Below are 25,771 nucleotides of genomic sequence, written 5' to 3' on the forward strand. Positions count from 1 at the left end.
GACCCCATGAGGACCCGGATCATCGGCATCGTGCTCACCGCGGTGCTCGCGCTCGGTGGCGCCCTCGCGCTGACCGGCTGGGTGCGCGGCGCCGACGCGCGCGCCCTCGCGGGCGCAGAGCCCGTCCGCGCCTACGTCGCCGCGCGCGCCGTGCCGAAGGGCACCGAGGGCGCGGCCGTCCGCGCCTTCCTCGAGGTGCGGGAGATCCCCGCCGCGGCCGCCGTCGAGGGCCGGGTGACGGACCTGGCACGGCTCGACGGGCTCGTGACCAACAGCCGCATCGAGGCGGGCGAGCAGGTGCTGCAGGCCCGCTTCAGCGACCCGGCCGCCGCGAAGGCGAAGGCCGAGCAGCTGCCGAAGGGGACGCAGGCGGTGACCGTGAAGCTGCCGATCGAGCAGGCCGTCGGCGGGACCCTCAAGGCAGGCGACCGGGTCGGGGTCGTGATCACCGACGGCGAGGCGCTCGCGGACGCGGTCGCCCAGCAGCGGCTGCACGACGTCCCCGTGCTCGCCGTCCAGGCGGGCGCCGAGGTCGCGCCGTCCGGCGGGAAGCCGGCCGACCAGCAGCCGGCCGACGTGCAGCTGATCACCCTGGCGCTCGACGGCCAGGACGTGACGACCCTGGTGTGGGGTCAGAAGTGGGGCACCGTGTGGCTCAGCCGTGAGACCGACGAGTCCGAGGACGGCACCGCCGGCGTGCGGCGCGGCACCTGCACCTCGCGGTGCGAGGCGGTGCACCGGTGACCGCGGTCCTGCCCGCGGCGCCCGCCGCACTCGAGCCGCCGGTGGAGGAGCCGACGGAGGGCCGCCTGCTCGCGGTGCTGTCGCCGAAGGGCGGCGTCGGCAAGACGACGCTGGCCGCCTCGGTCGCCGCCGCGCTCGCCGCCGACCACCCGGGCGGCGTCGTGCTCGTGGACGCGGACCTGCAGTTCGGCGACGTCGCCGCGGTGCTCGACATGGAGCCGGAGCGGACGCTGCCGGACCTCGTGGCGGGGCCGATCGGGCATGACGACCTCATCCTGAAGACCCTCCTCGAGCAGCACGCGAGCGGGCCGTTCGTCGTCTGCGGCGCGCGCTCGCCGGAGGAGGGCGACCGGGTCTCGCCGGAGCAGCTCGGCGCCCTGCTCAGCGGGCTGCGGCGCGGCTTCCGCTGGGTCGTGGTCGACACGACGCCGGCCCTCGGCGAGCACACGCTGGCCGTCCTCGACCGTGCGAGCGACGCGCTCGCCGTCTCGTCGCTGAGCGTGCCCGGGCTGCGGGCGCTCCGCACCGAGCTGGCGGTGCTCACCCGCATCGGGTTCCGGCCGCGGACCCTGACCTGCGTGCTGAACCAGGTCGGCCCGGCGGCCGGGCTGACCGAGGCGGACGCGGCCCGCATCCTCGAGCGGCGGATCGACGCCGTCGTCCCGCACTCGCGCGCCGTCGCCGTCGCGACGAACCGGGGCGTGCCCGTGGTCGTCGAGCGACCGCGCGACCGGGCCTCCCGGGCGATCGCCCGCCTCGTGAAGCACCTGGACGGGGCGGCGACGCGCCGGACCGCGGGCGGGAGCCGGGCATGAGCCTCACCGACCGCCTCACCGACCGCCTCGGCGGGCACCGGCCCGAGCGTCCCGCCGCGCCGGCCGCCCCGCCGCGCGCGCCGCGGCCCGTCCGCAGGATCGAGCCCGAGGCGGGCCCCGTCGCCGTCCGCCCGGTCGACCCGCTCGCGGAGTTCAAGGAGCGCGCGGCGCAGCAGCTCTTCGAGCGCATCGGCGCCCGGATGAACGATGCGGGGCTCTCGGAGCAGCAGCTGCACGCGATCGCCCGCGACGAGCTGGTGCGGATCGTCGAGGACGAGCAGGTGCCGCTCACGCCCGCAGAGCGCGCGGTGCTGCTCGACGAGATCGCCGCGGACGTGCTCGGGCTCGGCCCCCTCGAGCGCCTGCTCGACGACGTCGACGTGAGCGAGATCATGGTGAACGGCCCCGACCGCATCTACGTCGAGCGGTCGGGCCGGCTCCAGCTCGAGCCCGCGTCGTTCACCGGCGAGCGGCAGCTGCGCCGCGTGATCGAGCGCATAGTCTCCCGCGTCGGCCGCCGCATCGACGAGTCCTCGCCCCTGGTGGACGCGCGGCTCGCGGACGGGTCCCGCGTGAACGCGGTCATCCCGCCGCTCGCGGTCGGCGGGTCCTGCCTGACCATCCGCAAGTTCGCCGCGCAGCCGCTCACGGTGCAGGACCTGATCCGGCTCGGCACGATGAGCGAGGACATGGCGATGCTGCTCGACGCCTGCGTCGCCGCGCGGCTGAACGTCATCGTCTCCGGGGGCACCGGCACCGGCAAGACGACCCTGCTGAACGTGCTCAGCTCGTACATCCCGGAGACCGAGCGGATCGTCACGATCGAGGACGCGGTCGAGCTGCAGCTGCAGCAGGAGCACGTCGTCCGGCTCGAGTCGCGGCCGCCGAACATCGAGGGTCGCGGCGAGGTGACGATCCGCGACCTCGTGCGGAACGCGCTGCGGATGCGGCCCGACCGCATCGTCGTCGGCGAGTGCCGCGGCGGCGAGACGCTCGACATGCTGCAGGCGATGAACACAGGCCACGAGGGCTCGATCTCGACGGTGCACGCGAACTCGCCGCGGGACGCGATCGCGCGCCTCGAGACGCTCGTGCTGATGGCGGGCATGGACCTGCCGCTCCGCGCGATCCGGGAGCAGATCGCCTCCGCGGTCGACCTGATCGTGCAGGTCAGCAGGCTGCGGGACGGCACCCGGCGCATCACGCGCATCACCGAGGTGCAGGGGATGGAGACCGACGTCGTCACCCTGCAGGACGCCTTCGTCTTCGACCACCGTGCCGGCGTCGACGCGAGCGGCCGCGTGCTCGGGCTCGCGATGCCGACCGGGGTGCGGCCGCGGTTCGTCGAGCGCTTCGCCGACGCGGGCATCTCGGTGCCCGCGCACGTCTTCGGGCTGGACGCGGCGCGATGACGGCGGTGCTCGGGATCGCGCTCTGCTCCGCCGCCCTGCTCGTCGCGACCCTGCTGGTCGCCGCTCCCGCCGGGCCGCGGATCCGGGCCGCCCGGCGCCGGCCGCCCGGGTCCGCGCCGCGTCCGTGGCTCACGAGGGCGGCGGAGTCGCTGACCGGGCTGATCGGGCGCCGGATGGGCGCGAGATCGGGCGAGTCGCCGCTCGCGACGGCGCTCGAGCTGGCCGGGGTCCGGCTCACGCCGCCCGCGTTCGTCGCGACGGTGCTCTGCGCCGCCGTCGTGGGCGGCGCGCTCGGGCTCGCCGTCGGCGGCGTCGGCCCGCTCTCGCTCGTGCTGGTCCCGGTCGGGGCGGCGGTCGCTCCCGTCGCCGCACGGATCGTGCTCGTGGTCCGGCGGGACCGGCGGGACGCCGCCTTCGTCGACCAGCTCGACGACACCCTCGTGCTGCTTACCGGCTCGCTGCGCGCGGGCCACAGCCTGCTGCGGGCCATCGACGGCGCCGCGGACGAGTCCGAGTCGCCGACGCGCGAGGAGCTCACGCGGGTCGTGAACGAGACCCGCCTGGGCCGAGACCTCGCATCGGCGCTCGTGATGACCGCGGATCGGATGCGCAGCGAGGACATGCGCTGGATCGCGCAGGCCGTCGCCGTGAACCAGGAGGCCGGCGGGAACATCTCCGAGGTGCTCGCCCAGGTGGCGACCACGATCCGCGAGCGCGGTCAGATCCGGCGGCAGGTCAAGGCGCTGAGCGCCGAGGGCCGCTTCTCGGCGCTCATCCTGCTGGCGCTGCCGATCGGCGTGCTGCTCGTGCTCCTGGTGATCCGCCCGGGCTACCTCGCCCCGCTCTTCAGCGAGCCGCTCGGGTGGCTGGCGCTCGCGGCCTCCGGGCTGCTCTTCCTCGTCGGCGGCCTGTGGATGCGGGTCGCGATCAAGGTCAAGTTCTGATGATCGCCGTCGTGCTCGCCGCCGTGACCAGCACCGCCGCCGTGCTGCTCGTCGCGCTGCTCGCCGGCCTGCCCCGCGCCCTGCGAGCCCGACCGGTCCGGGAGCGACCGCAGTCGGCGGCCCGGCCGGCGCGGACGTCGGGGCCCCGCCGCGGCTACCTGGGCTGGCTCGCCCGCCGCCACGTCCTCGCCGGCCGCCCCGCGCTCTGGACCCCCCGGAACGTGCTCGTCGGCAAGCCGCTGCTCACGGCCGCGTTCGGGCTGCCCGCCCTGCTCTGGCTCGCCGCGGACCCGGTGCCGCTCCGCATCGCGGTCGCGCTCTTCGCCGTGACGCTCGCCTTCTGGACGCCGGACCTGCTGCTCCACAGCCGCGGTGTCGAGCGGCAGCAGCGCGTCGGCGCCGAGCTGCCGGACACCCTCGACCAGATGACGATCGCGGTCGAGGCGGGCCTCGGCTTCGAGGCCGCGATGGCGAAGGCCGCGGCGAACGGCTCCGGCCCGCTCGCCGCCGAGCTGACGCGGACGCTGCAGGACCTGAGCATCGGCCGCTCGCGGCAGGACGCGTACGGGGCGCTGGCCGAGCGCGCCCCCTCCCCCGACCTGCGGCGCTTCGTCCGCGCGGTGATCCAGGCGGACGTCTACGGCATCGCGATCGGCGACGTGCTGCGGGTGCAGGCGTCCGAGATGCGCCTGAAGCGGCGTCAGCGCGCCGAGGAGCAGGCGATGAAGGTGCCGGTGAAGGTGCTGTTCCCGCTGATGTTCTGCATCCTGCCGGTGCTCTTCATCATCATCCTCGCGCCCGGCCTCATCACGGCCATGCACACCCTGCTCTGAGCCCGCAGGCGGCGGGCGCGCCCGCCGCCTGCGTCAGTAGAACTCGTGCGTGTTGACGACGTTGATGAGCGGCTCCCCGTCCAGCCAGCGGGTCGCGTTGCGCGCGAACAGCTCCGCGATCAGCTCGTCCTCCGCGTCGCTGAGCGCCGCGGTGTGCGGGCTGATGAGCACGTTCGGCAGGCCCCACAGCGGCGAGTCGGCCGGCAGCGGCTCCGGGTCCGTGACGTCGAGCGCGGCGAATCCGAGCCGGCCCGCGGCGAGGCGCTCGATCAGCGCGTCCTGGTCGATCACCGTGCCGCGGCCGACGTTGACCACGACCGCGTCGTCCCGCATCGCGGCGATCACCTCGGCGGAGACGAGGTGCCGCGTCTCGTCGGTGCCGGGCAGCGTCACGACGACGCCGTGGTACCCGCCGACCTCCGCCGCGAGGTCCCGCGGGTGGATCACCTCGTGCACGTGGTCGACGTGCCCCGCGTGCCGGCTCGTCCCCGCCACGTGCACGCCGCGCTCGGCGAGGCGCTTGGCGAGCTCGCGCCCGATGGCGCCGAGCCCCACGATCAGCACCCGGCTGCCCTCGAGCCGCCGCATCAGCCACCGGGTCTCGGGCCACGACCGGTCCCGCTGCTGCTGCTGCAGCCGCGGCAGCGACTTGAACCCGGCGAGCAGCCCGAACTCGCACCACTCCGCCAGCGGCACCGCGTGCACGCCCGCCGTGGTCGTGAAGCGGATGCGCGCCAGCTCCTCGCCCGTCAGCTCCGCCTTGCGCACCTGGGCGCCGCCGCCCGCCGCCATCAGCTGCACCCAGGCGAGCCGCGGGTTCGCGCGGATCGTCCGCGCCAGCTGGTCGGAGCGCTCGTCGGGCATCCCGTACAGCACCTCGGCCGAGTCGACGAGCTCGCGGTAGCGCCGCTCGTCGGCCTCCGACCGCCGGAACGCCGGGTCGCCGCCGTGGTCGCCGGGCAGCCGCATCGGCGGCAGCAGGTCCTGCTCGACGACGAGGTCGAGGCGGGGCTCCGCGTCCCGGATGCGCTGCACCAGCGCGTCCGGCAGCGGGGTCGCGACGACCGCGCGCAGGCGGCGATCGCTCACAGGGCGCCCTTCTCGGCGTCGCCCGCGGGCAGCGCCCGCATCGTCGTGACGTCGAGCGGGCGGGCGAGCCGGCCCTCGAGCGCCGCGTTCAGCTCCGCGAGGTGCGCGCCGCCGGCGTGCACGGCCAGCGCGTCGCCCGACGCCCAGCGCTCGATCATCACGAAGGCGCCGTCCTCGCGCTCGTGCAACGCGTACAGCTCGCAGCCCGGCTCGCCGTGCACCTTCGGCACGGCGCTCGACAGCGCCTCCCGCACCGCGTCCGCCTGCCCGTCCGCCGGCGTCGCGACCGCGACCACCACCACCTGCTGCGCCATCCCGGCCTCCGTCCGTCCCGCGGAAGTCTGGCCCTCCCGCCTCCACGGCGCCCGGACGGGCTGCGTCGCTAGGGTCGGACGCAGCGTTGCAGCAGCACAGGGAGGCACGAATGGCCGAGCAGGCGAGGGCGGACATCGGCGTGGTCGGGATGGCGGTGATGGGCTCGAACCTGGCCCGGAACCTGGCCAGGAACGGGCACACGGTCGCGATCTACAACCGCACGAACGCGAAGACAGACGACGTGATGCGCGACCACGGCGGCGACGGCGACTTCGTGCCGAGCCACGAGATCGACGACTTCGTCGCGAGCCTGAAGAAGCCGCGGACGGCGATCATCATGGTCCAGGCCGGCCGCGGCACGGACGCGGTGATCGACGAGCTGGCGGAGCGGTTCGAGGAGGGCGACATCATCGTGGACGGCGGCAACGCCAACTTCCACGACACGATCCGCCGCGAGCACGACCTGCGCGAGCGGGGCCTGAACTTCGTCGGCACCGGCATCTCCGGCGGCGAGGAGGGCGCGCTGAACGGGCCCTCGATCATGCCGGGCGGCTCCGCGGAGGCGTACGAGACGCTCGGCCCGATCCTCGAGTCGATCGCCGCGGAGGCCGAGGGCGAGCCCTGCGTCACCCACATCGGCACCGACGGCGCCGGGCACTTCGTGAAGATGGTGCACAACGGCATCGAGTACGCCGACATGCAGCTGATCGCCGAGGCGTACGACCTGCTCCGCCGCGTCGGCGGCCACGACCCGGCCGCGCTCGCGAAGGTGTTCGAGGAGTGGAACGAGGGCGACCTCTCCTCGTACCTGATCGAGATCACCGCCGAGGTGCTGAAGCAGACCGACGCCGAGACCGGCAAGCCGTTCGTCGACGTTGTCGTGGACCAGGCCGGGTCCAAGGGCACCGGCGTGTGGACCGTGCAGAACGCGGTCGGCCTCGGCATCCCGGTCTCCGGCATCGGCGAGGCCGTCTTCGCCCGCGCGGTGTCCTCCAAGCCCGAGCAGCGCAAGGCCGTGCAGGCGCTCGAGAAGGGGCGGCCGACCCCGGTCGAGACCCCGGACGGGTTCGAGGACGACGTGCGCGCCGCCCTCTACGCCTCGAAGGTCGTCGCGTACGCGCAGGGCTTCGACATCATGATCGCGGGCGCCAAGGAGTACTCCTGGGACCTCAGCCTGGGCGACATCGCGAAGATCTGGCGCGCGGGCTGCATCATCCGGGCGAAGTTCCTCGACCGCATCGTCGAGGCCTACGACCGCGACCCCGAGCTGCCGACCCTGCTCGCCGACGAGTACTTCGCGAAGATCGTCGCCGACGGCGAGGCCGCGTGGCGCCGCGTCGTGTCGACGGCCGCGCTGTCGGGCGTGCCTGCGCCGGGCTTCTCGTCGGCGCTGTCGTACTACGACGCGCTGTCCTCGGACCGACTGCCGGCGGCGCTGATCCAGGGCCAGCGCGACTTCTTCGGCGCGCACACCTACGCCCGCGTCGACAAGGAGGGCACGTTCCACACGATGTGGGGCGACGCCGACCGCCGCGAGGTCGAGCAGCGCGCCCACTCCCACTGAGCACCGCTGCTCTTCATCTTGTAGGCAGTTCTCCCGCGATCGCGGGAGAACTGCCTACAAGATGAAAGGGGCTACTGGAGCTGCTCGAGCAGCGGGAGGGTGATCAGGCCGGTCTCGACCGGGACCTCCTCGCGGCCGACCATGAGGAACATGCCGCCGTACGCGGGCAGCTCGATCCGGAACGAGTGCAGGTCGTCGACCTGCCCGCAGTCCCGCCCGCTCGCGGCGCAGGTCACGCGGCGGCGGGGCGTCAGCGCGTCCGAGTGGACCGTGCCCTCGATCGGCTGGCCGCTGAAGTTCAGCACCGTCACCTGCAGCTGCGCGTCCTCGTCGGTCGCGTCGCCGCCGTCGAGGCGGTGCACCATCACGAGCATCGACGGGTGCGACACCGACGGGATGTCGATCTGCGTGCCGACCGCGATGCCGGTCTCGGAGCGCACCCGCAGCACGTCGCGCAGCCCGCTGCCGAACGACTCCGGGTCCTCCAGCTGCTCCGGCAGCGAGCCGTACAGGGAGCGCGCCCGCGGCATGCCCGCGGCGCTCGGGGCGTCCCCGGGCACGAGGCCGAGCAGGTCGTGCGCGCCGCGCTCGATCCAGCGGGTGTCGCCCTCGCCGATCAGGCCGCGCACGTCGTCCTGCGACACCGGCAGCGAGCCGGTGAGGTCCCAGCCCGACAGCGCGAAGACGCCGGGCTGCCAGGCGTTGAACATCGCCATGACGAGGTGCGCGTCGCGGATCGCGGGCACGTCCTCGTCCGGGATGTCGGCCAGCGTGCGGTGCCCCCGGGCCGCGGCGATGACCGAGGCCGTCGTGCAGGCGATCCCGTTCTGCGTGAACACGAGGTTGTAGTCCGCCGCCGGCGCCGTGATGCCGCGGATCAGGTCGGCACGGATCGTCTCCGCCAGCTCGAGGCCCGTCAGCTCGCGCCCGCGGAAGTCGAAGACGTCGTTCGCGTGCAGCGTCGCCCAGTGGACCAGCTCGTACGTCAGCTCGTCGTGGTTCTGCAGCGCGTGCACGAGCGAGACCGGCTCGACCCCGGTCTCGAGGCTGGTGCGCAGCGTCAGCCGCAGGAACTCGGTGTCGCCGGTCACGAGCGCGTGCTGGTACGCAGGCCGGTTGATGAAGTCGTAGGAGAGGTCCGCGCCCACCCGGCCGGTGTTGCGGATGTCCTCCATCGTCAGGTTCAGCTCCTGGAACGTGAAGCCCCCGACCTTGCGCACCATGCCGGCGATGAAGTGGTTCGCCGCCTCCGACAGCGGGTGCCCCTCCGACCACGCGGGGGTGCCCTCCGCGCTCTTCTCGACGCCGAGGAAGCCGTTCGCGTCGAGGCGCAGCGCCGACGAGCCGAGGTCGCCGAGCGAGTGCAGCGCGTCCCCGATCACGAGCCGCATGCCGGCGAACGACGGGTCCAGCCAGTTGATGGAGGGCTGTCCCTCCTTGAAGTAGTGCAGGTACACCCAGCGGCGGGTCAGCCCGTCGACGCCGAGGATCGGCCCGGTGGCGGACCAGTTCGTCTCCTTGACGCCCGGCTGGTAGAAGATCACCCGCTGCAGCTCGCCGATGATGTAGCCGCGCTCGGTCAGGGCGGACTCGGTCGCGCGGTCGAGGTTCACCGCGTCCTTGCCCTGCGGCACCTCCGGCAGCAGGCCCCAGTCCTCCTCCGGGATCTCGACCATGTGGTAGATCCCGGGGTAGTCCTCGTAGGCCATCTCGGCCAGCCGGAAGTCCGCGCCCTTGCCCGTGTGCCCCGGCACGATGTCGTCGACGATGCTGCCGCCGTAGCGCTCCGCCGTCTCCGTCAGCCGGCGGAACTCGTCGTCGTCGCCGAAGACCGGGTCGATCTGCGTGGAGATGCGGTCGAAGTGGCCGTCGACGCTCGCAGTGGCCTGCCAGCCGACGATGCCGCCCGCGCGCTTCACCGGGCCGGTGTGGATGCCGTTGATGCCGATCTTCTCGAACGCGGACCAGAGGCGGTTGCTCGCGAGCGCCGACAGGAACGAGGTGCCCTGCGTCGTGATCAGCGAGATCGGGTAGGCCGTGAACCAGACGTCGGTCGTCTCGATCGCCTTGCGCGGGTTCGGGCGGGCGTAGGCGTTGCGCCACATCGACGGCTGCCCGGACAGCTGGCGGCCGAGCACATCGGCGTCCGACAGCATCGACTGACCCGCGAGCCAGCCGATGTAGCTGGGGTTGGAGGCGTCGGCCGCGCGGGGGTCGCTGAGCGCGCGCCGGCCGCCGCTGCCGCCCCGCAGGGTGGCGCGGGGGCGGAGCCGGGCCGGGCGCGCGGCGAACCGCTGCTCGTCGTAGGTGATCTCGCTGACCTCGGGCTCGCCGTCGGCTTCGTCCATTCCAGTGCTCCCCGCCTCGCTGACGACCACCAGTCTGGGCGAGGCCGTCGCGCTGCCGCTCAGCGATCACTCAGCGCCGGGTGCCCGGCCCCGGGGGCGGCGTTGGAGCCCGCCCGTACGGTGCGAGCGCCGTGGACCCCGTCGCCTGCCTCGTGCCCGCCTGTCCCGCGCCGGCGGTCGCGCCCGAGCCCGTCGCGCTGTGCGAGGAGCACCTCGCGGAGGCCGGCGAGGCGGACGGCGAACGCCACGGCAGGACGGACCTGCTGCCGGCGCCGTGCCGCCTGTGCGGGTCGCGGCTCGGGCTCCGCCTGCCCGCCGGCTGGGCGTGCGGGGTCTGCGAGTGGCCGCACGGGGAGGCGCCGGACGGCGAGCTGCCGCCGCCCCGGGTCGACGTCGTCTACTACCTGGGCTGGCGGGACCGGATCAAGATCGGCACGACGGCGAACCCGCGGCAGCGGTTCGCGGCGATCCGGCACGACCGGCTGCTCGCACTCGAGCGGGGCGACCGGGCGCTGGAGCAGCGGCGGCACCGGGAGTTCGCCGCCGAGCGCACCTGGCGCGAGTGGTTCGACACGAGCGAGCGCCTCCGCGCCCACGTCGACGTGCTCGCGGGCGGCGTCGACCCGTGGGACCGCTGGGCGCGCTGGGTCGCCGAAGCCACCGCGACGCGCTGAGCGCTACCCGAGCAGCTCGACCCCGAACTCCCCCACCACGGCCCGCACCTCGTCCAGGTACCGCTGCGCCTGGTCGGTCAGCCGCACGCCCGGCCGGCCGATCCAGCCGATCTCGATCCGCTCGTCCACGTCGAGCGGGATCGCGACGATGGCGGGGTCGAGGTCGTCGCTGACGATGCCGGTCGAGATCGTGTAGCCGTCGAGCCCGATCATCAGGTTGAAGATCGTCGCCCGGTCCGAGACGCGGATCTCCCGCCGGCTCGAGACGGTCGAGAGGATCTCCTCGGAGAAGTAGAAGGAGTTGTTCGCGCCCTGGTCGAACGCGAGCCGCGGCAGGTCGACGAGGTCCGCGAGCGTCACGCGCTCCCGCCCGACCAGCGGGTTCGTCCGCGACACGAAGATGTGGGGCTCGGCGACGAACACCGGATGGAACGCGAGCCCGGAGTCCCCCAGCAGCTTGTCGAGGACCCGCTCGTTGAAGTCGTTCCGGTACAGGATCCCGATCTCGCTGCGCAGCGTCCGGACGTCCTCGATGATGTCCCAGGTGCGGGTCTCGCGCAGCGAGAACTCGTATTCGGCCGCGCCGCTCGCGCGCACCATGCGGACGAACGCGTCGACCGCGAACGAGTAGTGCTGCGCGGACACCCCGAGCAGCCGCCGCGACGGCGGGCGACCGAGGTAGTGCTGCTCGAGCAGCGACGCCTGCTCGACGACCTGCCGGGCGTAGCCGAGGAACTCGACGCCGTCGACCGTGAGCGAGACGCCGCGGGCCGAGCGGGTCAGCAGGGTGCGGCCCACCCGCGCCTCGAGGTCCTTCATGGCGGCGGACAGGGTCGGCTGGGAGACGTGCAGCAGGTCCGCGGCGGCCGAGATCGATCCCTCCGCGGCGACCTCCACGTAGTACTGCAGCTGCTGCAGCGTGATCGAGGCGGGTCGCTGAACCATAGCCGCAAACTATGCCGTGCCATAGGAGCGGCGAGTTACCCGATGGCGCCGAGAGCCCGGCAGGATTGAGCCGTCCCCGCTCGGCCGCGTCCGGGGCTCTTCTCCAGCGATTGGCAGCCCGTGGCGCACGACTTCGCGTTTCGCATCGACACGACCCGCTTCGACGAGGACTACTCGCCGTCGGAGGCCTCGCGGCTGACGACGAACTTCGCGAACCTCGCGCGGGGCGAGCACCGCCGCCAGAACCTCCGCAACGCCCTGGACATGATCGAGCGCCGGGTGAACGACCTCGCGGGCGGGCACGACGCCAACGGCGACCGCTACGGGGTCGAGCTCGAGATCGTCTCGGCCGAGCTGCTGCTGTCGGGCGGCGGCGCGGACCGCGAATTCCCGCTGATCGAGGTGCTCGACGTCACGATCGTCGACCGCCGGACGGGCGAGCGGCACGCCGGCATCGTCGGCAACAACTTCTCCTCCTACGTCCGCGACTACGACTTCAGCGTCGTGCTGCCGGCGGCGAAGGAGGCCGCGGGCGCCCCGACGATCCCCGACGACTTCGGCGAGCTGCACGGCCGGCTCTTCGAGCGCTTCCTCGAGTCGGCGGCGTACCGGGAGCGGTTCGCGCAGCCGCCGGTCGTCTGCATCAGCGTCTCGACGAGCAGGACCTACCGCCGCACCGGCACGACCCACCCCGTGCTCGGGGTCGAGTACGAGCAGGACGCCCTCTCGGCCACCGACGACTACTTCGGGAGGATGGGGCTGCGGGTCCGCAACTTCATGCCGCCCGGCGGCGTCGCCCCGCTCGCCCTCTACTTCCGGGGCGACCTGCTGGCCGACTACTCCGACCTGCAGCTGGCGGGCACGATCGGGGTCATGGAGACGTTCCAGCGCATCTACCGCCCGGAGATCTACAACGCGGGCACCGCGGCCGGCAAGGTGTTCCGGCCGAGCCTCGAGCACGACGACTGGTCCCGCACCGAGATCGGCTACGACCGGGAGGAGCGCAGCCGCCTCGCCGTCACCCAGGGCCGCTACACGGCGGAGCACCTGATGGGGCCTCACGGCGATGCGCTCGCGCAGTGGGCCGCCGAGCGCCCGGTGCTCGCCCGATGAGCGGGCGGGAGGCCTCCGTGCCCGCGCTGCTGCCCACCGCCATCGTCGGCAGCCTGCCGAAGCCGTCCTGGCTGGCGGAGCCGGAGCGGCTGTGGTCGCCCTGGAAGCTCGAGGGCGAGACGCTCGTCGAGGGCAAGCAGGACGCGCTGCGCGCCGTCGTGCAGGAGCAGCGGCGCCGCGGCATCGACGTCCTGAGCGACGGCGAGCAGACCCGGCAGCACTTCGTGACGACGTTCATCGAGCACCTGAGCGGGGTGGACTTCGAGCACCGCGAGACCGTCCGCATCCGCGACCGCTACGACGCCGACGTGCCCACGGTCGTCGGCGACGTGCGGCGCGACCACCCCGTCTTCGTCGACGACGCGGCGTTCCTCCGCACCCTCACGGACCAGCCGATCAAGTGGGCGCTGCCCGGGCCGATGACTATGGTCGACACCCTCGCCGACCGCCACTACGGCAGCCGCGAGAAGCTGGCGTGGGAGTTCGCGGGCATCCTGAACCAGGAGGCGCGCGAGCTGGAGGCGGCGGGCGTCGACGTGATCCAGTTCGACGAGCCGGCCTTCAACGTCTTCTTCGACGAGGTGCGGGACTGGGGCGTCGCCGCGCTCGAGCGCGCCGCCGAGGGGCTGCGCGCCGAGACCGTCGTGCACATCTGCTACGGCTACGGGATCAAGGCGAACACGGACTGGAAGGCGAGCCTCGGGTCCGAGTGGCGGCAGTACGAGCAGTTCTTCCCGCTCCTACAGCAGTCGTCGATCGACACGGTCTCGCTCGAGGCGCAGCACTCCCACGTGCCGGTCGACCTCGTCGAGCTGATCCGCGGCAAGCGGGTCATGCTCGGGGCGATCGACGTGGCGACGGAGCAGGTCGAGACGCCGGAGGAGGTCGCGGCGGTGCTGCGGGACGCGCTCCGCTTCGTCGACGCCGAGAAGCTCGTCCCCAGCACGAACTGCGGGATGGCGCCGCTGCCGCGACGGGTCGCGCAGGAGAAGCTGTCCGCGCTGGCCGCGGGCGCGGCGATCGTCCGCGAGGAGCTGTCGAGCGCGACCGCCTGACGCGCGCCGCACCGCGATCCGGGCGGCATCGGCGCATCCGGGCGGGATCGGACGGTCGAACCCGCCCGGATCCGCCGATCGCGCCCGCGTCGGTCGTCGCCCGCGGGCGCGAGCCTTCAGATCTCGAGCAGCCACGGATCGATGCGGCGCTCATCCTCGTGCGGGTGCACCACGCGATTCATCACGACGGGAGCGGGGTCGAGTCGCCGGAACCCGCTGCGGCGGAGGAACCCCTCGCCCTCCGCCCAGCCCGCGGGACAGCTCGCTCGGATGCGACGCGCCCCGGCTCTGCGGGCCGCGCGGCACCCCACCTCGAGCGCGGCGGATCCGATCCCTCGGCGATGGAGCACCGGGTCGACGAGGAACACGCCGATCGCGACCGTGCCCGGCTCCGGCCAGTCGACGACGGCGTCGACGACGCCGACGACCTCGTCCCCGTCGCAGACGACGAGCAGCCGCTTCTGGTCCGCGGTCGCGCCCTCGGGCAGCGCGTAGGCCAGGCTCTGGAAGTCCCCGGGTCCGGCCGGCGCGCCGGTGCTCGCGTGCGCCCACCGTTCCGCCGCCGCAAGCATCCGGACCACCGCGGCCTCGTCGCGCCGATCCGCGTCCCGGAGCCGCACGCCGCGCCACGCTCCGTCGTCCTGCTCGCGCCTCCCGCACACCCGGCGGACCGTACCGCCGCACGGCCCCGCAGGGAAGCAGTGGGGCCTCCGCCGACGCGGTCGGCACCGCCCGCATCTGCTGCCCGGCTCGGGCGGATCACACCCCTGCGGGTGGGGCCGATCGTGCGGGGCGTCGGTACCGTCCGGCAGGTGTCTGACCCGGACGCCCTCTCCACGCTGCCGATGCCGCCGTGCTCGAGCACGGCGGACGGTGCCGACTGCTCCGAGTTCCTCCTCCTGGCCCGGCGCACGAGCGCGGGCGCGCTCGACGACTGGGAGCGGCTGCGGCTGCGGCTGGCCGAGCAGCCCTGAGGAGCGTCAGACCCGTCAGCGTGCCCGTGGAGGAGGATGAGGCGCGTGCAGCCGGACCTCGCGCAGGTGATGCGGGTGGTCGACGCGCGGCTCGCCGCGCCGAGCGCGACGGCGAGGCTCATCGGCGTCGACGGGCCGTCCGGCTCCGGCAAGAGCACCCTCGCCAGGGCGATCGCGGGCCGTCTCGACGCACCCGTGGTGAAGGTGGACGACTTCGTCACCTGGCAGCACTTCGGCGCCTGGTGGCCGCGCTTCGAGGAGCAGGTGGTCGCGCCGCTGCTCGCCGGGCGCGACGCGCGCTACCAGGCGCGCGACTGGGCGGGCGACGAGTTCGGCGACGGGCTCGCCGAGTGGCGGACCGTGCCGTGGGCGCCCGTGGTCGTCGTCGAGGGCGTCACCTCGACCCGCGCCGCCGTCGCCGATCGCCTCGCGTGCCGACTGTGGGTCGAGGCGCCCCCGGACCTGCGGCTGCTCCGCGGGCTGCGGCGCGACGGGGAGTCGCACCGCGCGCTCTGGGATCGCTGGATGCGCGAGGAGGCCGCGTTCTTCGCCGCGGACGGCACCCGCGCCCGCGCCGACCTGATCGTCGACACCACCATTTGAGCGCGCCGCCGCGGTCGAGCCCGAGCCCGTCGGCAGGACATCCGCCCGCCGGCAGGACATCCGCCGGGCGCTCCTCCTGCTCCAGGGCGGATGTCCTGCCGCAGGGCCGGGCTCCTCGGCCCGCTCAGCGGCGCGTGGAGCGGCGCGCCGCCTCGGCGCCCGCCGCCTCGAGCCAGCGGGCCGGCTCCGCCATCGCCGCGGCCGCGCCGCCGGCGAGCGCGGCGAGCTCGATCGCCCCACGGGCCTCCGCGCTGCCGGCGATCACCACCGCGGGCACGCCCGCGCGCTCCGCGAGCCCGAGCACCGCGCCGACGGCCTTCCCCTGCCGCGAGGTCGCGTCGAAGCGCCCCTCCCCCGTGATCACGAGGTCCGCGGCGCCGACGTCGGCGGCGAGCCGGGTCGCCTCGGCGACGAGCGCCGCACCGCTCACCACCTCGGCGCCCCACGCCGCGATGAACCCGTAGGCCGTGCCGCCGGCCGCGCCGGCCCCGGCGCGGTCCGCGCCCGGCCCGAGCCGCTCCGCGAGCCGCGCGAGCCCGGCGTCGAGGTCCGCGACCTGGTCCGGCGTCGCGCCCTTCTGGGGCCCGAAGACGGCCGCGGCACCGGTCGGCCCGGTGAGCGGCGCCGTCACGTCGGCGAGCAGCCGCACCCCGCCCTCGGGCGCCTTCCGCAGCCCCGCGAGGTCGACCGCGGCGAGCGCGGTCAGGGCGCCGCCCCCGTCCGACAGCGCCCGGCCGGCGGCGTCGAGGAGGCGCGCCCCGAGCGCCGCCAGCGCACCCGTGCCGCCGTCGGTCGAGGCGGAGCCGCCGAGCGCGATCCAGAGCCGGGCGACGCCGGCATCGAGCGCGGCGCCGATCGCCTCCCCGAGGCCGCGGGTCGTCGCGCCGAGCGGGTCGAGGGCCGCCATCAGCTCGATGCCCGAGACCGCGGCCAGCTCGACGACGCCGGTGCCGTCCGGCAGCAGCACCCACTCCCCTGGGCGGCGCCGCCCGTCCGGGCCGGTGACGACCCCCGCGGGGCGGCGCTCGGCGCCCGAGACCGCGGCGACCAGCGCGTCGAGGGTGCCCTCGCCGCCGTCGGCCTGCGGCAGCAGCCGCACCTCGTCGCCCGGGCGCTCGGCGTGCCAGCCCGCGGCGATCGCGGCGGCCGCGGCGCCCGCCCGGATCGATCCCTTGAACGAGTCCGGGGCGATCACGATGCGCACGGCAGCAGCCTCCCGCACCGGGCCCGGCCTCCGGTCAGTGGCCGGGCAGCGTCCCGGCGAGCCGCCCGTGCATCGCGGCGCTCGCGTCGTTCATGCCGTGGATCTCGACCGACTTGCCGTGCTGGGCGTACTTCGTGGTGACCGCGTCGAGCGCGGCGACGGTGGACGCGTCCCACACGTGGGAGCCGCTCAGGTCCACGACGACGCGGTCGGGGTCCCCGGCGTAGTCGAAGCGCGTCGTCAGGTCGTTGCTCGAGGCGAAGAACAGCTCGCCGTCGACCCGGTAGCGGGCGACGCCCTCGTCCGTCACGGTCCGCTCGACCGTCGCGAAGTGCGCGACGCGGCGCGCGAAGACCGTCATCGCGATGAGCACGCCGACCACCACGCCGCTCGCGAGGTTGCCCGTCGCGACCGTGACCGCCACGGTCGCGACCATCACGACGGTCTCCCCGATCGGCATCCGCTTCAGGGTCGAGGGCCGCACGCTGTGCCAGTCGAAGGTGCCGACCGACACCATGACCATCACAGCGACGAGCGCGGCCATGGGGATCAGCCCGACGATCGGGCCGAGCCCCACGACGAGCACGAGCAGCAGCACCCCGGCGCTGAACGACGAGACGCGGGTGCGCGCGCCGGACGCCTTCACGTTGATCATCGTCTGGCCGATCATCGCGCAGCCGCCCATGCCGCCCGCGAAGCCGGAGGCGATGTTCGCGACGCCCTGCCCGATCGCCTCCCGGCCCTTGCTGGAGCCGGTGTCGGTGATCTCGTCGACGAGCTTCGCGGTCATCAGCGACTCGAGCAGGCCGACGACGGCGACCGCGACGGCGAAGGGGCCGACGATCGTGAGGGTCTCGAGCGTGAGCGGGACGACCGGCACGAAGAGGGTCGGCAGGCTGTCGGGCAGCGCGCCCTCGTCGCCGACGGTCGGCACCGGGATCGCCGTGAGCAGCACGACGGCGCTGAGCAGCACGATCGCGACGAGCGGCGCCGGGATCGCGGTCGTGAAGCGGGGCAGCAGCACCATGACGGCGATGCCGGCCGCGACGAGCGGGTAGACGGCCCAGGGCACGCCGATCAGGTGCGGCAGCTGCGCGACGAAGATGAGGATCGCGAGCGCGTTGACGAAGCCGACCATCACGCTGCGCGGCACGAACCGCATCAGGCGGGCGGCGCCGACCGCTCCGAGGACGATCTGGAGCGCCCCGCCGAGCAGCACCGCGGTCACAAGGTAGGCGTAGCCGTGGTCGCGCATGAGCGGCGCGACGACGAGGGCGATCGCGCCGGTCGCGCCGCTGATCATCGCGGGCCGCCCGCCGACGATGGAGGTGACCACCGCCATCACGAAGGCGGAGAAGAGGCCGACGCGCGGGTCGACGCCGGCGATGATCGAGAACGAGATCGCCTCGGGGATCAGCGCGAGGGCGACGACGAGCCCGGCCAGCACCTCCCGGGTGAGCAGGCGCGGCGAGCGGATCGCCTCGACGACGGTGGGCGAGCGGTGCGGGCGCACGGGCACGGCGGTGATGAGGGGCTCCTCGTGGGGGCGGGTGGCGGGCGCGCGGCCCGCGCGGGACGGCGGGGGCGCGACGGCGCGCGCCGCGCCCGGCGACTCCGGTGCCCCATGATGGTGCGGCCGATCCGGTCGCCGCGTGCGCGGTGACCCTCACGTTACCGGAGAGTTGGAGGCGGGGTGACCGACGCGCACGCGGGGCCGACCTTCCGCATCGGCGACGTCGTGGTGCGCACCGGCCTCTCCCACCGCACCGTCCGGCACTACGACGAGCTGGGGCTGGTGCGGCCCGCCGGCCGCTCCGAGGGCGGCTTCCGCCTGTACACGGCCCGCGACGTCGAGCGGCTGCTGCTCATCGCGCGGATGAAGCCGCTCGGCTACTCCCTGGACGAGATGGCGGACCTGCTCGACCTGGTCGACCGGCTGGAGCACCCCGACGACACCGGCCCGCTGCAGGAGCGCGTGGCCGCGTTCGTCGCGGAGGCGCAGGACCGACGGGCGCGCCTCGCGGAGCGCCTCGCGATGGCGGACGAGTTCCTCGGCCGGCTCGCCGCCCTGCCCGACCCGGGCACGCCGGCGCCCTGAGGGCGACCTGCGCGGTCAGGCGACGGGCGCCGCGGCCGTCGAGGCCCGCTCCACGAGACGGGTCGCCAGGTCGATGTGCGGGGGCGGGCCGCTGCCGTCGCCCGACATGCGCAGCAGCATCCGCACGGCGGCGGCGCCCAGCTCCGCCGTGGGCTGCCGGACCGTGGTCAGCTGCGGCGTCAGCCAGGCCGCCTCGGGCACGTCGTCGAAGCCGACGACGCTGAGGTCCTGCGGGACGCGCAGCCCGAGGGACGCCGCCGCGTCGCAGACCCCGACGGCCATGAGGTCGTTGCAGCAGAACACGGCGGTCGGGCGGTGCCGCCGCAGCAGGTCCGAGGCGACCTCCCCCGCAGGCTCGCGCAGCCAGTCGGCCCAGCCCGTCCCGACGAGCTCGGCGCCCGGCTGCGCCTCGACCGCGCTGCGGAACCCGTCGAGCCGCGCCTGGCTGTAGAGGTGGGTGCGCGTGCCGCCGATCGCGACGAAGCGGCGGTGGCCGAGCGCGAGCAGGTGCTCCGCCGCCGCGCGGCCGCCGTCCCAGTTCGTCACGCCGACGCTCGCCGCGTAGGCGGGCGGCCGGCTCATCGGATCGATCAGCACGAAGGGGCGCCCGGCGGCGCGCAGCAGGTCGAGCTGCTCCGTCGTCGCGTCCACGAGGGCGATCACGACACCGGCGGAGCGCCGCCGCAGGACGCGATGCGCCCACCCGCCCTCGCGCCGGGAGATGGTCAGGACCACGTCGTGGTCCGCCTCCGTCGCGGCCTCCTCCACGCCGCTGAGCGCCTCGTGCGCCCAGGTGCCGTGCATGTCGCTGACCACGAAGTCGATCAGCGACAGCGCGCTGGAGCGGCCCTGCCGGGTCGCGCGCGCCACGTACCCGAGCGAGCGCGCCGCCTCCATCACCTGGTCCCGCGTGCGCTCCGAGACGTCGGTGCCGCCGCGCAGGACCTTCGACACCGTCGGCACGCTGGTGCCGGCCCGCGTCGCGACGTCGCGGAGGGTCTGCCGTCGCCCGCCGCCCGCCATGCTCCGCAGGCTAGGGGCGCCGAGGAGTTTGCGCAAAGAAGAGTTTCTGTTTCGCTTGCCCGCCTCCTGCCTCCGTGCCGATCATGGAAGGGACGCAGCAGCACGGACACGGCCGTCCGTGCGGGCACTGGGTGATCGCCGGCAGAGGCGCCGGCGGAGAGGCGGTTCGACATGACCACCACGCGGATCTCTCGTCGGGGCTTCCTCGGCGCATCGGGCGGCGCGCTCGCCGCCCTGGCGCTGGCGGGCTGCAGCACGGGCGGCGGTAGCAGCAGCGGGGGCGGGAGCGGCCCGATCAAGTTCTGGAACATGCAGTGGGGCTCGACGGCCTTCATCGCGAAGGACCGCGAGATCACGACCGCGTACGAGCCGAAGGACGGGCTGCCTCCCGCGGCCTACCAGTCGATCGCCTGGCAGTCCTTCACCCAGGCGTTCTCCACCGCGATCGCGGCGAACACCGGCCCGGCGGTGAGCAGCGGCAGCGGCACGCAGGCGTTCCAGTTCGCGAAGGAGGGCAAGATCGCCTACGCCGACGACCTGATCGAGTCGTGGAAGTCGAACGGCCTCTACGACGACTTCCTGCCGGGCGTGTTCGACGCGATGAAGACCGAGAAGGGCTACGTCGCGGTGCCGTACAACCTCGACATGCGCGTGCTCTGGTACAGCAGGTCGCTGCTGCAGAAGGCCGGTGTGCAGCCGCCGACGGACTGGCAGTCGCACAAGGACGCCTGCGCCGCGCTGAAGCGGATCGGCGTCTACGGCTTCGGGCTGAGCGGCGGCGCGCAGGGCAACGCGTTCCAGGCGATCGTCGGCTGGATGATCAACAACGGCGGCGGGATCTTCGACGAGGAGCAGAAGCCGAACCTGGTCACGCCGGCGAACATCGAGGCGCTCGAGTACGTGCAGGAGCTGATCCGCAAGGGCTACGCGGACCCGAGGAGCAACGGCTACTCGACCACCAACACCCAGGCGCAGTGGAAGGCGGGCAAGTTCGGCATGCAGGTCGAGGCACCCGGCCTGCCCGCCCAGCTCGGCGGGAAGTTCCTCACCGACGTCGTCGTCGGCGACCCGCTGACCAGTCCGTCGGGCCAGAAGGGCGCCCTGTCCTTCCCGAACAACATCATGATGTACACGAACACCCCAAGCCAGAAGGGCTCCGAGGCGTTCCTGACCTACTACATCCGCAAAATGAAGCCGTTGTGGACCGAGAAGACGGGCATCGGCCTGCCGGTGCTGAAGTCGATCGCGGCGACGCCCGAGTTCCAGTCCGACCCCAACGCGGCGAAGATGATCGAGGTCTGGCAGCCGATCTGCAAGACGTGGGCGGCACCGGGCGGCGCGGCCCTGTTCTCGAACGTGACCATTGTCGACAGCACCCCGCCCATGACGACCTTCGGCCAGAACGTGATCTCGCTGCAGCTCGGGCCGAAGGAGGCGCTGAGCACGCTGCAGACGACGCTCATGTCCAGCCTCAAGGACTGACCGCCGGCCGCCTCGCGCGACCTCCTGCCGGCGGGTGCACCGCATCCCCCGGCAGGAGGGAGCACACTGCAGCCTGGCGTCCCGACGGCGGGGCGCGAGGAGGAGCGGATGAGCGACGCCAGCGAGCCCCGGGGCACCGCCTCGGGGACCGGCCTCGAGCACCAGGAGCAGGACCGGCCCGACGAGCCCGACGTCGAGCCCGAGCACGAGCAGCGGCCGGAGCACGTCGAGACGCCCGTCACCGAGCAGCACGACCCGCGGCCCGGCCACGATCTCGTGCGCAAGGGCGTCGCGGGCGCGGCCCTCGCCGCGCTCGGGGTCGTCTTCGGCGACATCGGCACGAGCCCGCTGTACGCGCTCCGCACCGTCTTCACGATCGACGACGGCGCGGTGCGCGCCACCCCCGACGACGTGTACGGCGTCGTGTCGCTGATGTTCTGGAGCGTCACGATCATCGTGTCGATCAAGTACCTCGCGGTGCTGATGCGGGCGGACAACGACGGCGAGGGCGGCGTGATGGCGCTCGCGTCGCTGGCCCAGCGCCTGTACGCCGACCGCGGCCGACGGGTCGGCGCGCTGCTCGTGATCGGGATCGTCGGCGTCGCGCTGTTCTACGGCGACTCCGTCATCACGCCGGCGATCAGCATCCTGTCCGCGGTCGAGGGGGTGGAGGTCGCGACGCCCGGCATCGCCGAGCTCGTCGTGCCGATCGCCGTCGTGATCCTCGTCGGGCTCTTCCTCGTGCAGCGCTTCGGCACCGGCCGGGTCGGCAACCTGTTCGGGCCGGTCATGGTGCTCTGGTTCGGCACCCTCGCCGCGGCGGGCCTCGTCGCGACGATCCGCTACCCGAACGTGCTGCAGGGCCTCTCCCCCACCTGGGCCGTCGCGTTCGTCTTCGCTCACCCGGGCATCGCGTTCGTCGCGATGGGCGCGGTCGTGCTCGTCATCACGGGGGCGGAGGCGCTGTACGCCGACATGGGCCACTTCGGCCGCTCCCCGATCCGCCGGGCCTGGTTCTTCGTCGTGCTGCCCGCGCTGACGCTGAACTACCTGGGCCAGGCCGCGCTCGTGCTGCACGTGCCGGGCGCGAAGGAGAACCCCTTCCTGCTGCTCTTCCCCGGCTGGCTGCAGCTGCCCGTGGTCGTGCTCTCGACCGTCGCGACGGTGATCGCGAGCCAGGCCGTGATCTCCGGCGCCTTCTCGCTGTCCCGCCAGGCGGTGCAGCTCGGCGTGCTGCCGCCGATCACGGTGCGGCAGACGTCGGAGAAGGAGGGCGGGCAGATCTACCTGCCGGTCGTGAACGGGATCCTCTTCGTCGGGGTGCTCGTGATGATCCTCGCCTTCGAGTCGTCGGAGCGGCTCGCGACCGCCTACGGCGTCTCGGTCACCGGCGCGCTGGTGGTGGACACCGTGCTGCTGCTGATCGTCGCGCCGGTGCTCTGGCGCTGGCGCCCCTGGAAGGTCGTGCTCGCGGCGATCGCATTCGGCGGCCTCGAGCTGGTCTTCCTCGCCGGGAACCTGTCGAAGGTGCTGCTGGGCGGCTGGGTGCCGCTGCTCATCGCGCTCGCCGTCATCACGGTGATGACCACCTGGCGGCGGGGGCGCTTCCTCGTGCAGGAGGACCGGAAGGAGAAGGAGGGGTCGCTCGCCGACTTCATCGAGCAGCTGCGCGCCGCCGGGCTGCCGCGGGTGCCGGGCGTCGCGATCTTCCCCCACCCGAACGCGCAGTCGGTGCCGCTCGCGCTCCGCGCCAACGTGAAGGCGAACCACGTGCTGCACGAGCGGGTCGTCATCGTGTCGATCCGGGTGGTCGGGGTGCCGGTCGTCCCGCCGGAGCAGGCGTACCGCACGGACGACCTCGGCTACGACGACGGCATCGACCACGTCTCGATCGAGTTCGGGTTCTCGCAGGAGCCCGACGTGCCCGCCGCGCTGCGCGCGGTGTGCGAGCGCGGCGTGCTCGGCTGCGACCCGGACGAGATGGACCGCGCGTCGTACTTCGTCTCGCGCGGCGCGATCCGGCGCACCCGCCCGACGGGCATGGCGCGCTGGCGGAAGGGGCTGTTCGTGACGCTCGCCCACAACGCGGCCGACCCCGCCAGCCGGTTCAACCTGCCCTCGACCCGCACGGTCACGATGGGCACCGACGTCGAGATCTGACCGCGCCGCCGCTCGAGTCGCGACGCGGCACGGTCCGAACCCTTCGGACTGTGCCGCGTCGCGACGTGGAAGCGCTCGGAGTCAGTCGATCTCGATCGTGAAGTCCCACGTGACGAGCGGGCGGCCCGCAGGCCGCCAGCTGAGCGTCGTGTGGCCGGTCGCGAAGCGGGACCGCAGGTGCAGCGTCACCGGGTGCCCCGGGCTCGCCGTGCCGCTGCGGCGGTCCGTGCGGAGCGCGAAGCGGTCCTGGTCCTCGTCCAGCCCGAGGAACTGCGCGCTCGAGATCGCGGTGCTGCCGCGTACGGCGACGGCGGTCACGGTCAGCACGCCCGGCGCGCTCGTGCCGCTGATCGGCTGCCCCGGCGGCGGCGTGGGCACGTCGACGTCGGGTCCCGCGACCGTCAGCCGCAGGTCCGCGTGCGGCAGGTGCACGTCGACGGGGTCGCCGGCCGCGACCAGGGCGTAGCCCCCGGGCCGCACGGTCGGCACGGTCGTCGGGGCAGCGGACGCCGCGGCGACCGGGTACGCCCCGCTGTGGGCTGCGACGCCTGCCCGGGGCGCGGGGGCGGCGGTGCAGCCCACGAGGGCCAGCACCGCCGCGATCCCGGCCGCCGCGAGGGGCGGCCGCATCATCCTCCGCTGCCGATCGAGGCGTAGGAGATCGGCCGTTCGGTCCGGGTCAGGGTCGCGACGGCGGTGTAGAGGCCGCCGGTGCCCGACGGTCTCGGCTGCAGCACGCGGCCCTTCGGGTTGTTGTAGACGTCCGGTCCGAAGGGCCGCAGGCCGTCCGCGGCGGCGTAGGCGAGGTGGCCGTGGCCGTCCGTGCCGCCGTGGCGCACGCCGAACAGGTCCTCCATCGACCGCAGCCAGCTGTAGTGGTTGTACGGCTGGTCCGACACCGATCCGGGCGTGATGTACGGGCTCAGCAGCACCGAGCCGACGATGCCGCCGCCGGGCGTGGTGTCCTGGTTGAACGCCTGGTCGCCGGGCTGCGTCGTGTTCGGTCCGGGCAGCTCGCCGCAGCAGGCGACGACCGACTGCGCGGTGTTCGCCTGGGCCTCGACGCTCGTGCCGTTCAGGGCGGGGTTCTTCGCTCCGGTGATCGTGCCGAGGCCGGCGTCGGGCTGGTAGTCCTTGTCGGCGATCGAGTTGCCGTAGGACCTGTACGGCGGGAAGCCCTCGTCGAACGTCACGTCGATCAGGCCGCCGTCCTGGTACGCCTTCGACTTCATGATCGCCGGGATCACCTGCTTCAGGAACAGGTCCGCCGCGTACAGCCCGCCCTGCGTGTTCGCGGGCGTCCGCTTCTCGCCCGTCAGCGCGTCGCTGCCGCCCGACAGGTTGTCGCCCTTGCAGGTGGCGTCGTGCGCGTCGCTGCAGTTGTTCGGCGAGATCCAGGAGAAGGACGGCGTGGTCCGCTCCTTGGCGAGGTCGTGGACCAGGTTCTTCGCCAGCGGCACGACCCGCTTCGCGCAGGTGCCGTCGTCGGTCAGCGACTGGAACCAGGGGAACGGGTTGTGCTTCGGCACGTACTGGTCGTCGATCGTCTTCGACGGGTTCTGCGGGGACGCCGGGGAGGCGTAGGGCCCTTCGGCGGAGCCGGGGTCGGGCGTGGCCGCACCGACGCCGCCGACCGGTGCGCCGCAGGTCGTCTGCTCGCGCGACGGGTCGTTCCCCATGTCCTGCATGTACCCCTTCCAGGACACGTGGGCCGCGTCGAACTGGTCGAAGAGGGTCTTCACCCGCGCCGGGAACACGCACCCCGGCTGGGTCGAGCCGTCGAAGTAGGTGCCGTCGGCCTTCTTCGTGTCCTGAAGGATCTCGTACTGCCCGTCGGCGACCTGCCGCAGCGGCCCGGTGGGGTTGTAGAGCGGGCAGTCGGCCTGCGGCCCCGGGGACGGCGCCTGGCCGCTCACCATCGACAGGTAGTTGTCCTGGCTGAAGTGCCCGGTGCCGTAGTACTGGCGCAGCAGCGCTCCGTACGTGGGCAGCGTGTTCCAGAGGTAGGAGTTCTGGTTCAGCCCGGTGAACGACGCCTCGTAGGACTTGTTCTCGAGGATGATCAGCCACACGTGCTTGATCTTCGGCGGCGTGTACCGCCCCTGCGACACGGCGGACGCAGCCGTCGCGCCGCTCAGTCCGGCGCCGGTCAGGGTCGCCGTCGGCAGCACCGCGAGCGCTGCGACCGCCAGCACCGCGGCCGTCCGCCGCAGCGGACCTCTCATCGATCTCATGCGCCGAGCACAGCACCGCTCGAGGCCGGCGCGGATGGACGGCGGATGAACACCGCGCCGCTCACGGCGCACGACCAGTTCCGGACGCCGTTCGTGCGAGGACTCGATCGTTCGGCTCCGGTCGGCCGCTCGCGTCGCGACG

At 73.6% G+C, this 25,771-nt stretch carries 24 protein-coding genes; 14 read left to right on the forward strand and 10 right to left on the reverse strand.

Annotation, left to right across the window (positions count from 1 at the left end):
* The first annotated feature begins 6 nt into the window (after window positions 1-6).
* From cpaB to ACFSBI_RS00095, 5 genes are read left to right on the forward strand one after another with little or no spacing between them, the layout of a single operon-like run.
* Entirely contained in the window at window positions 7-744 is a 738-nt protein-coding gene (cpaB, locus tag ACFSBI_RS00075; protein WP_377931141.1) for a Flp pilus assembly protein CpaB, read from the forward strand.
* Window positions 741-1,559, forward strand: a complete 819-nt coding sequence (locus ACFSBI_RS00080; RefSeq protein ID WP_377931142.1) for an AAA family ATPase — start codon at window positions 741-743, stop codon at window positions 1,557-1,559. The genes cpaB and ACFSBI_RS00080 overlap by 4 nt, the downstream gene beginning before the upstream one ends.
* Window positions 1,556-2,971 (forward strand): CpaF family protein, encoded by a 1,416-nt coding sequence (locus tag ACFSBI_RS00085; RefSeq protein ID WP_377931143.1) that lies wholly within the window; start codon window positions 1,556-1,558, stop codon window positions 2,969-2,971. The genes ACFSBI_RS00080 and ACFSBI_RS00085 overlap by 4 nt, the downstream gene beginning before the upstream one ends.
* On the forward strand, window positions 2,968-3,915 hold the full coding sequence (locus ACFSBI_RS00090; RefSeq protein ID WP_377931144.1) for a type II secretion system F family protein: 948 nt from the start codon (window positions 2,968-2,970) through the stop codon (window positions 3,913-3,915). The genes ACFSBI_RS00085 and ACFSBI_RS00090 overlap by 4 nt, the downstream gene beginning before the upstream one ends.
* The gene (locus ACFSBI_RS00095; RefSeq protein ID WP_377931145.1) at window positions 3,915-4,748 is read left to right on the forward strand and encodes a type II secretion system F family protein; all 834 of its coding nucleotides are present in this window, start codon (window positions 3,915-3,917) and stop codon (window positions 4,746-4,748) included. The genes ACFSBI_RS00090 and ACFSBI_RS00095 overlap by 1 nt, the downstream gene beginning before the upstream one ends.
* Window positions 4,749-4,781: 33 nt before the next feature.
* Here the strand turns inward: ACFSBI_RS00095 and ACFSBI_RS00100 are convergent, their stop codons facing one another.
* Both ACFSBI_RS00100 and ACFSBI_RS00105 read right to left on the reverse strand, forming a co-directional pair.
* On the reverse strand, window positions 4,782-5,837 hold the full coding sequence (locus ACFSBI_RS00100; RefSeq protein WP_377931146.1) for a D-2-hydroxyacid dehydrogenase: 1,056 nt from the start codon (window positions 5,835-5,837) through the stop codon (window positions 4,782-4,784).
* Complete coding sequence (locus tag ACFSBI_RS00105; RefSeq protein ID WP_377931147.1) at window positions 5,834-6,151, reverse strand: putative quinol monooxygenase; 318 nt, start codon at window positions 6,149-6,151, stop codon at window positions 5,834-5,836. The genes ACFSBI_RS00100 and ACFSBI_RS00105 overlap by 4 nt, the downstream gene beginning before the upstream one ends.
* Window positions 6,152-6,261: 110 nt before the next feature.
* Here ACFSBI_RS00105 and gndA point away from each other — a divergent pair, with 110 nt between their 5' ends.
* On the forward strand, window positions 6,262-7,716 hold the full coding sequence (gene gndA, locus ACFSBI_RS00110; RefSeq protein ID WP_377931148.1) for an NADP-dependent phosphogluconate dehydrogenase: 1,455 nt from the start codon (window positions 6,262-6,264) through the stop codon (window positions 7,714-7,716).
* Window positions 7,717-7,787: 71 nt separating this feature from the next.
* On the opposite strand, the gene treS is transcribed toward gndA, so the two are convergent.
* Window positions 7,788-10,064 carry a maltose alpha-D-glucosyltransferase gene (gene treS, locus ACFSBI_RS00115; protein ID WP_377931149.1) on the reverse strand — a complete coding sequence of 759 codons (2,277 nt, stop codon included), beginning with the start codon at window positions 10,062-10,064 and terminating at the stop codon, window positions 7,788-7,790.
* A gap of 131 nt (window positions 10,065-10,195) precedes the next feature.
* Here treS and ACFSBI_RS00120 point away from each other — a divergent pair, with 131 nt between their 5' ends.
* Entirely contained in the window at window positions 10,196-10,738 is a 543-nt protein-coding gene (locus tag ACFSBI_RS00120; RefSeq protein WP_377931150.1) for a GIY-YIG nuclease family protein, read from the forward strand.
* Window positions 10,739-10,741: 3 nt separating this feature from the next.
* Here ACFSBI_RS00120 and ACFSBI_RS00125 read toward each other — a convergent pair whose 3' ends face one another.
* Complete coding sequence (locus ACFSBI_RS00125) at window positions 10,742-11,683, reverse strand: LysR family transcriptional regulator (protein ID WP_377931151.1); 942 nt, start codon at window positions 11,681-11,683, stop codon at window positions 10,742-10,744.
* A 120-nt stretch (window positions 11,684-11,803) separates the two neighbouring features.
* Here ACFSBI_RS00125 and ACFSBI_RS00130 point away from each other — a divergent pair, with 120 nt between their 5' ends.
* Together ACFSBI_RS00130 and ACFSBI_RS00135 are read left to right on the forward strand one after the other, a co-directional pair.
* Window positions 11,804-12,796 (forward strand): putative oxygenase MesX, encoded by a 993-nt coding sequence (locus ACFSBI_RS00130; RefSeq protein WP_377931152.1) that lies wholly within the window; start codon window positions 11,804-11,806, stop codon window positions 12,794-12,796.
* A gap of 17 nt (window positions 12,797-12,813) precedes the next feature.
* Window positions 12,814-13,851 carry a methionine synthase gene (locus ACFSBI_RS00135; RefSeq protein ID WP_377931391.1) on the forward strand — a complete coding sequence of 346 codons (1,038 nt, stop codon included), beginning with the start codon at window positions 12,814-12,816 and terminating at the stop codon, window positions 13,849-13,851.
* Between the two features lie 116 nt (window positions 13,852-13,967).
* Here the strand turns inward: ACFSBI_RS00135 and ACFSBI_RS00140 are convergent, their stop codons facing one another.
* A complete protein-coding gene (locus tag ACFSBI_RS00140) occupies window positions 13,968-14,513 on the reverse strand; it encodes a GNAT family N-acetyltransferase (protein WP_377931153.1) in 546 nt (181 codons plus the stop codon).
* 150 nt (window positions 14,514-14,663) lie between these two features.
* Between ACFSBI_RS00140 and ACFSBI_RS00145 the strand changes: the two genes are divergently transcribed.
* Together ACFSBI_RS00145 and ACFSBI_RS00150 are read left to right on the forward strand one after the other, a co-directional pair.
* The gene (locus tag ACFSBI_RS00145) at window positions 14,664-14,825 is read left to right on the forward strand and encodes a hypothetical protein (protein WP_377931154.1); all 162 of its coding nucleotides are present in this window, start codon (window positions 14,664-14,666) and stop codon (window positions 14,823-14,825) included.
* A 45-nt stretch (window positions 14,826-14,870) separates the two neighbouring features.
* Window positions 14,871-15,428 (forward strand): uridine kinase family protein, encoded by a 558-nt coding sequence (locus tag ACFSBI_RS00150; protein ID WP_377931155.1) that lies wholly within the window; start codon window positions 14,871-14,873, stop codon window positions 15,426-15,428.
* Between the two features lie 124 nt (window positions 15,429-15,552).
* On the opposite strand, the gene ACFSBI_RS00155 is transcribed toward ACFSBI_RS00150, so the two are convergent.
* Window positions 15,553-16,632: a glycerate kinase gene (locus ACFSBI_RS00155; RefSeq protein WP_377931156.1), complete on the reverse strand. Its 1,080-nt coding sequence runs from the start codon at window positions 16,630-16,632 to the stop codon at window positions 15,553-15,555.
* Between the two features lie 34 nt (window positions 16,633-16,666).
* Window positions 16,667-18,160, reverse strand: a complete 1,494-nt coding sequence (locus ACFSBI_RS00160; protein ID WP_377931392.1) for a SulP family inorganic anion transporter — start codon at window positions 18,158-18,160, stop codon at window positions 16,667-16,669.
* Between the two features lie 165 nt (window positions 18,161-18,325).
* Here ACFSBI_RS00160 and ACFSBI_RS00165 point away from each other — a divergent pair, with 165 nt between their 5' ends.
* Window positions 18,326-18,730: a MerR family transcriptional regulator gene (locus ACFSBI_RS00165; protein ID WP_377931157.1), complete on the forward strand. Its 405-nt coding sequence runs from the start codon at window positions 18,326-18,328 to the stop codon at window positions 18,728-18,730.
* A 15-nt stretch (window positions 18,731-18,745) separates the two neighbouring features.
* Here ACFSBI_RS00165 and ACFSBI_RS00170 read toward each other — a convergent pair whose 3' ends face one another.
* The gene (locus tag ACFSBI_RS00170; protein WP_377931158.1) at window positions 18,746-19,753 is read right to left on the reverse strand and encodes a LacI family DNA-binding transcriptional regulator; all 1,008 of its coding nucleotides are present in this window, start codon (window positions 19,751-19,753) and stop codon (window positions 18,746-18,748) included.
* Between the two features lie 171 nt (window positions 19,754-19,924).
* Between ACFSBI_RS00170 and ACFSBI_RS00175 the strand changes: the two genes are divergently transcribed.
* Window positions 19,925-21,235, forward strand: a complete 1,311-nt coding sequence (locus tag ACFSBI_RS00175; protein WP_377931159.1) for an ABC transporter substrate-binding protein — start codon at window positions 19,925-19,927, stop codon at window positions 21,233-21,235.
* A gap of 108 nt (window positions 21,236-21,343) precedes the next feature.
* The gene (locus ACFSBI_RS00180; protein ID WP_377931160.1) at window positions 21,344-23,395 is read left to right on the forward strand and encodes a potassium transporter Kup; all 2,052 of its coding nucleotides are present in this window, start codon (window positions 21,344-21,346) and stop codon (window positions 23,393-23,395) included.
* Window positions 23,396-23,476: 81 nt separating this feature from the next.
* On the opposite strand, the gene ACFSBI_RS00185 is transcribed toward ACFSBI_RS00180, so the two are convergent.
* Both ACFSBI_RS00185 and ACFSBI_RS00190 read right to left on the reverse strand, forming a co-directional pair.
* A complete protein-coding gene (locus ACFSBI_RS00185) occupies window positions 23,477-24,025 on the reverse strand; it encodes a hypothetical protein (protein ID WP_377931161.1) in 549 nt (182 codons plus the stop codon).
* The gene (locus ACFSBI_RS00190; protein ID WP_377931162.1) at window positions 24,025-25,629 is read right to left on the reverse strand and encodes an alkaline phosphatase family protein; all 1,605 of its coding nucleotides are present in this window, start codon (window positions 25,627-25,629) and stop codon (window positions 24,025-24,027) included. Before ACFSBI_RS00190 ends, ACFSBI_RS00185 begins: the two co-directional genes overlap by 1 nt.
* Between the last annotated feature and the right edge of the window lie 142 nt (window positions 25,630-25,771).

It is taken from the genome of Amnibacterium endophyticum (assembly GCF_042680685.1).
GTDB lineage: Bacteria > Actinomycetota > Actinomycetes > Actinomycetales > Microbacteriaceae > Amnibacterium > Amnibacterium endophyticum.

Coding starts and splice junctions, on each gene's coding strand:
- treS (WP_377931149.1), bottom strand. CDS start 10,064: ATGGACGAAGCCGACGGCGAGCCCGAGGTCAGCGAGATCACCTACGAC.
- ACFSBI_RS00175 (WP_377931159.1), top strand. CDS start 19,925: ATGACCACCACGCGGATCTCTCGTCGGGGCTTCCTCGGCGCATCGGGC.
- ACFSBI_RS00190 (WP_377931162.1), bottom strand. CDS start 25,629: ATGAGATCGATGAGAGGTCCGCTGCGGCGGACGGCCGCGGTGCTGGCG.
- ACFSBI_RS00105 (WP_377931147.1), bottom strand. CDS start 6,151: ATGGCGCAGCAGGTGGTGGTGGTCGCGGTCGCGACGCCGGCGGACGGG.
- ACFSBI_RS00090 (WP_377931144.1), top strand. CDS start 2,968: ATGACGGCGGTGCTCGGGATCGCGCTCTGCTCCGCCGCCCTGCTCGTC.
- ACFSBI_RS00125 (WP_377931151.1), bottom strand. CDS start 11,683: ATGGTTCAGCGACCCGCCTCGATCACGCTGCAGCAGCTGCAGTACTAC.
- ACFSBI_RS00095 (WP_377931145.1), top strand. CDS start 3,915: ATGATCGCCGTCGTGCTCGCCGCCGTGACCAGCACCGCCGCCGTGCTG.
- ACFSBI_RS00180 (WP_377931160.1), top strand. CDS start 21,344: ATGAGCGACGCCAGCGAGCCCCGGGGCACCGCCTCGGGGACCGGCCTC.
- ACFSBI_RS00185 (WP_377931161.1), bottom strand. CDS start 24,025: ATGCGGCCGCCCCTCGCGGCGGCCGGGATCGCGGCGGTGCTGGCCCTC.
- gndA (WP_377931148.1), top strand. CDS start 6,262: ATGGCCGAGCAGGCGAGGGCGGACATCGGCGTGGTCGGGATGGCGGTG.
- ACFSBI_RS00085 (WP_377931143.1), top strand. CDS start 1,556: ATGAGCCTCACCGACCGCCTCACCGACCGCCTCGGCGGGCACCGGCCC.
- ACFSBI_RS00170 (WP_377931158.1), bottom strand. CDS start 19,753: ATGGCGGGCGGCGGGCGACGGCAGACCCTCCGCGACGTCGCGACGCGG.
- cpaB (WP_377931141.1), top strand. CDS start 7: ATGAGGACCCGGATCATCGGCATCGTGCTCACCGCGGTGCTCGCGCTC.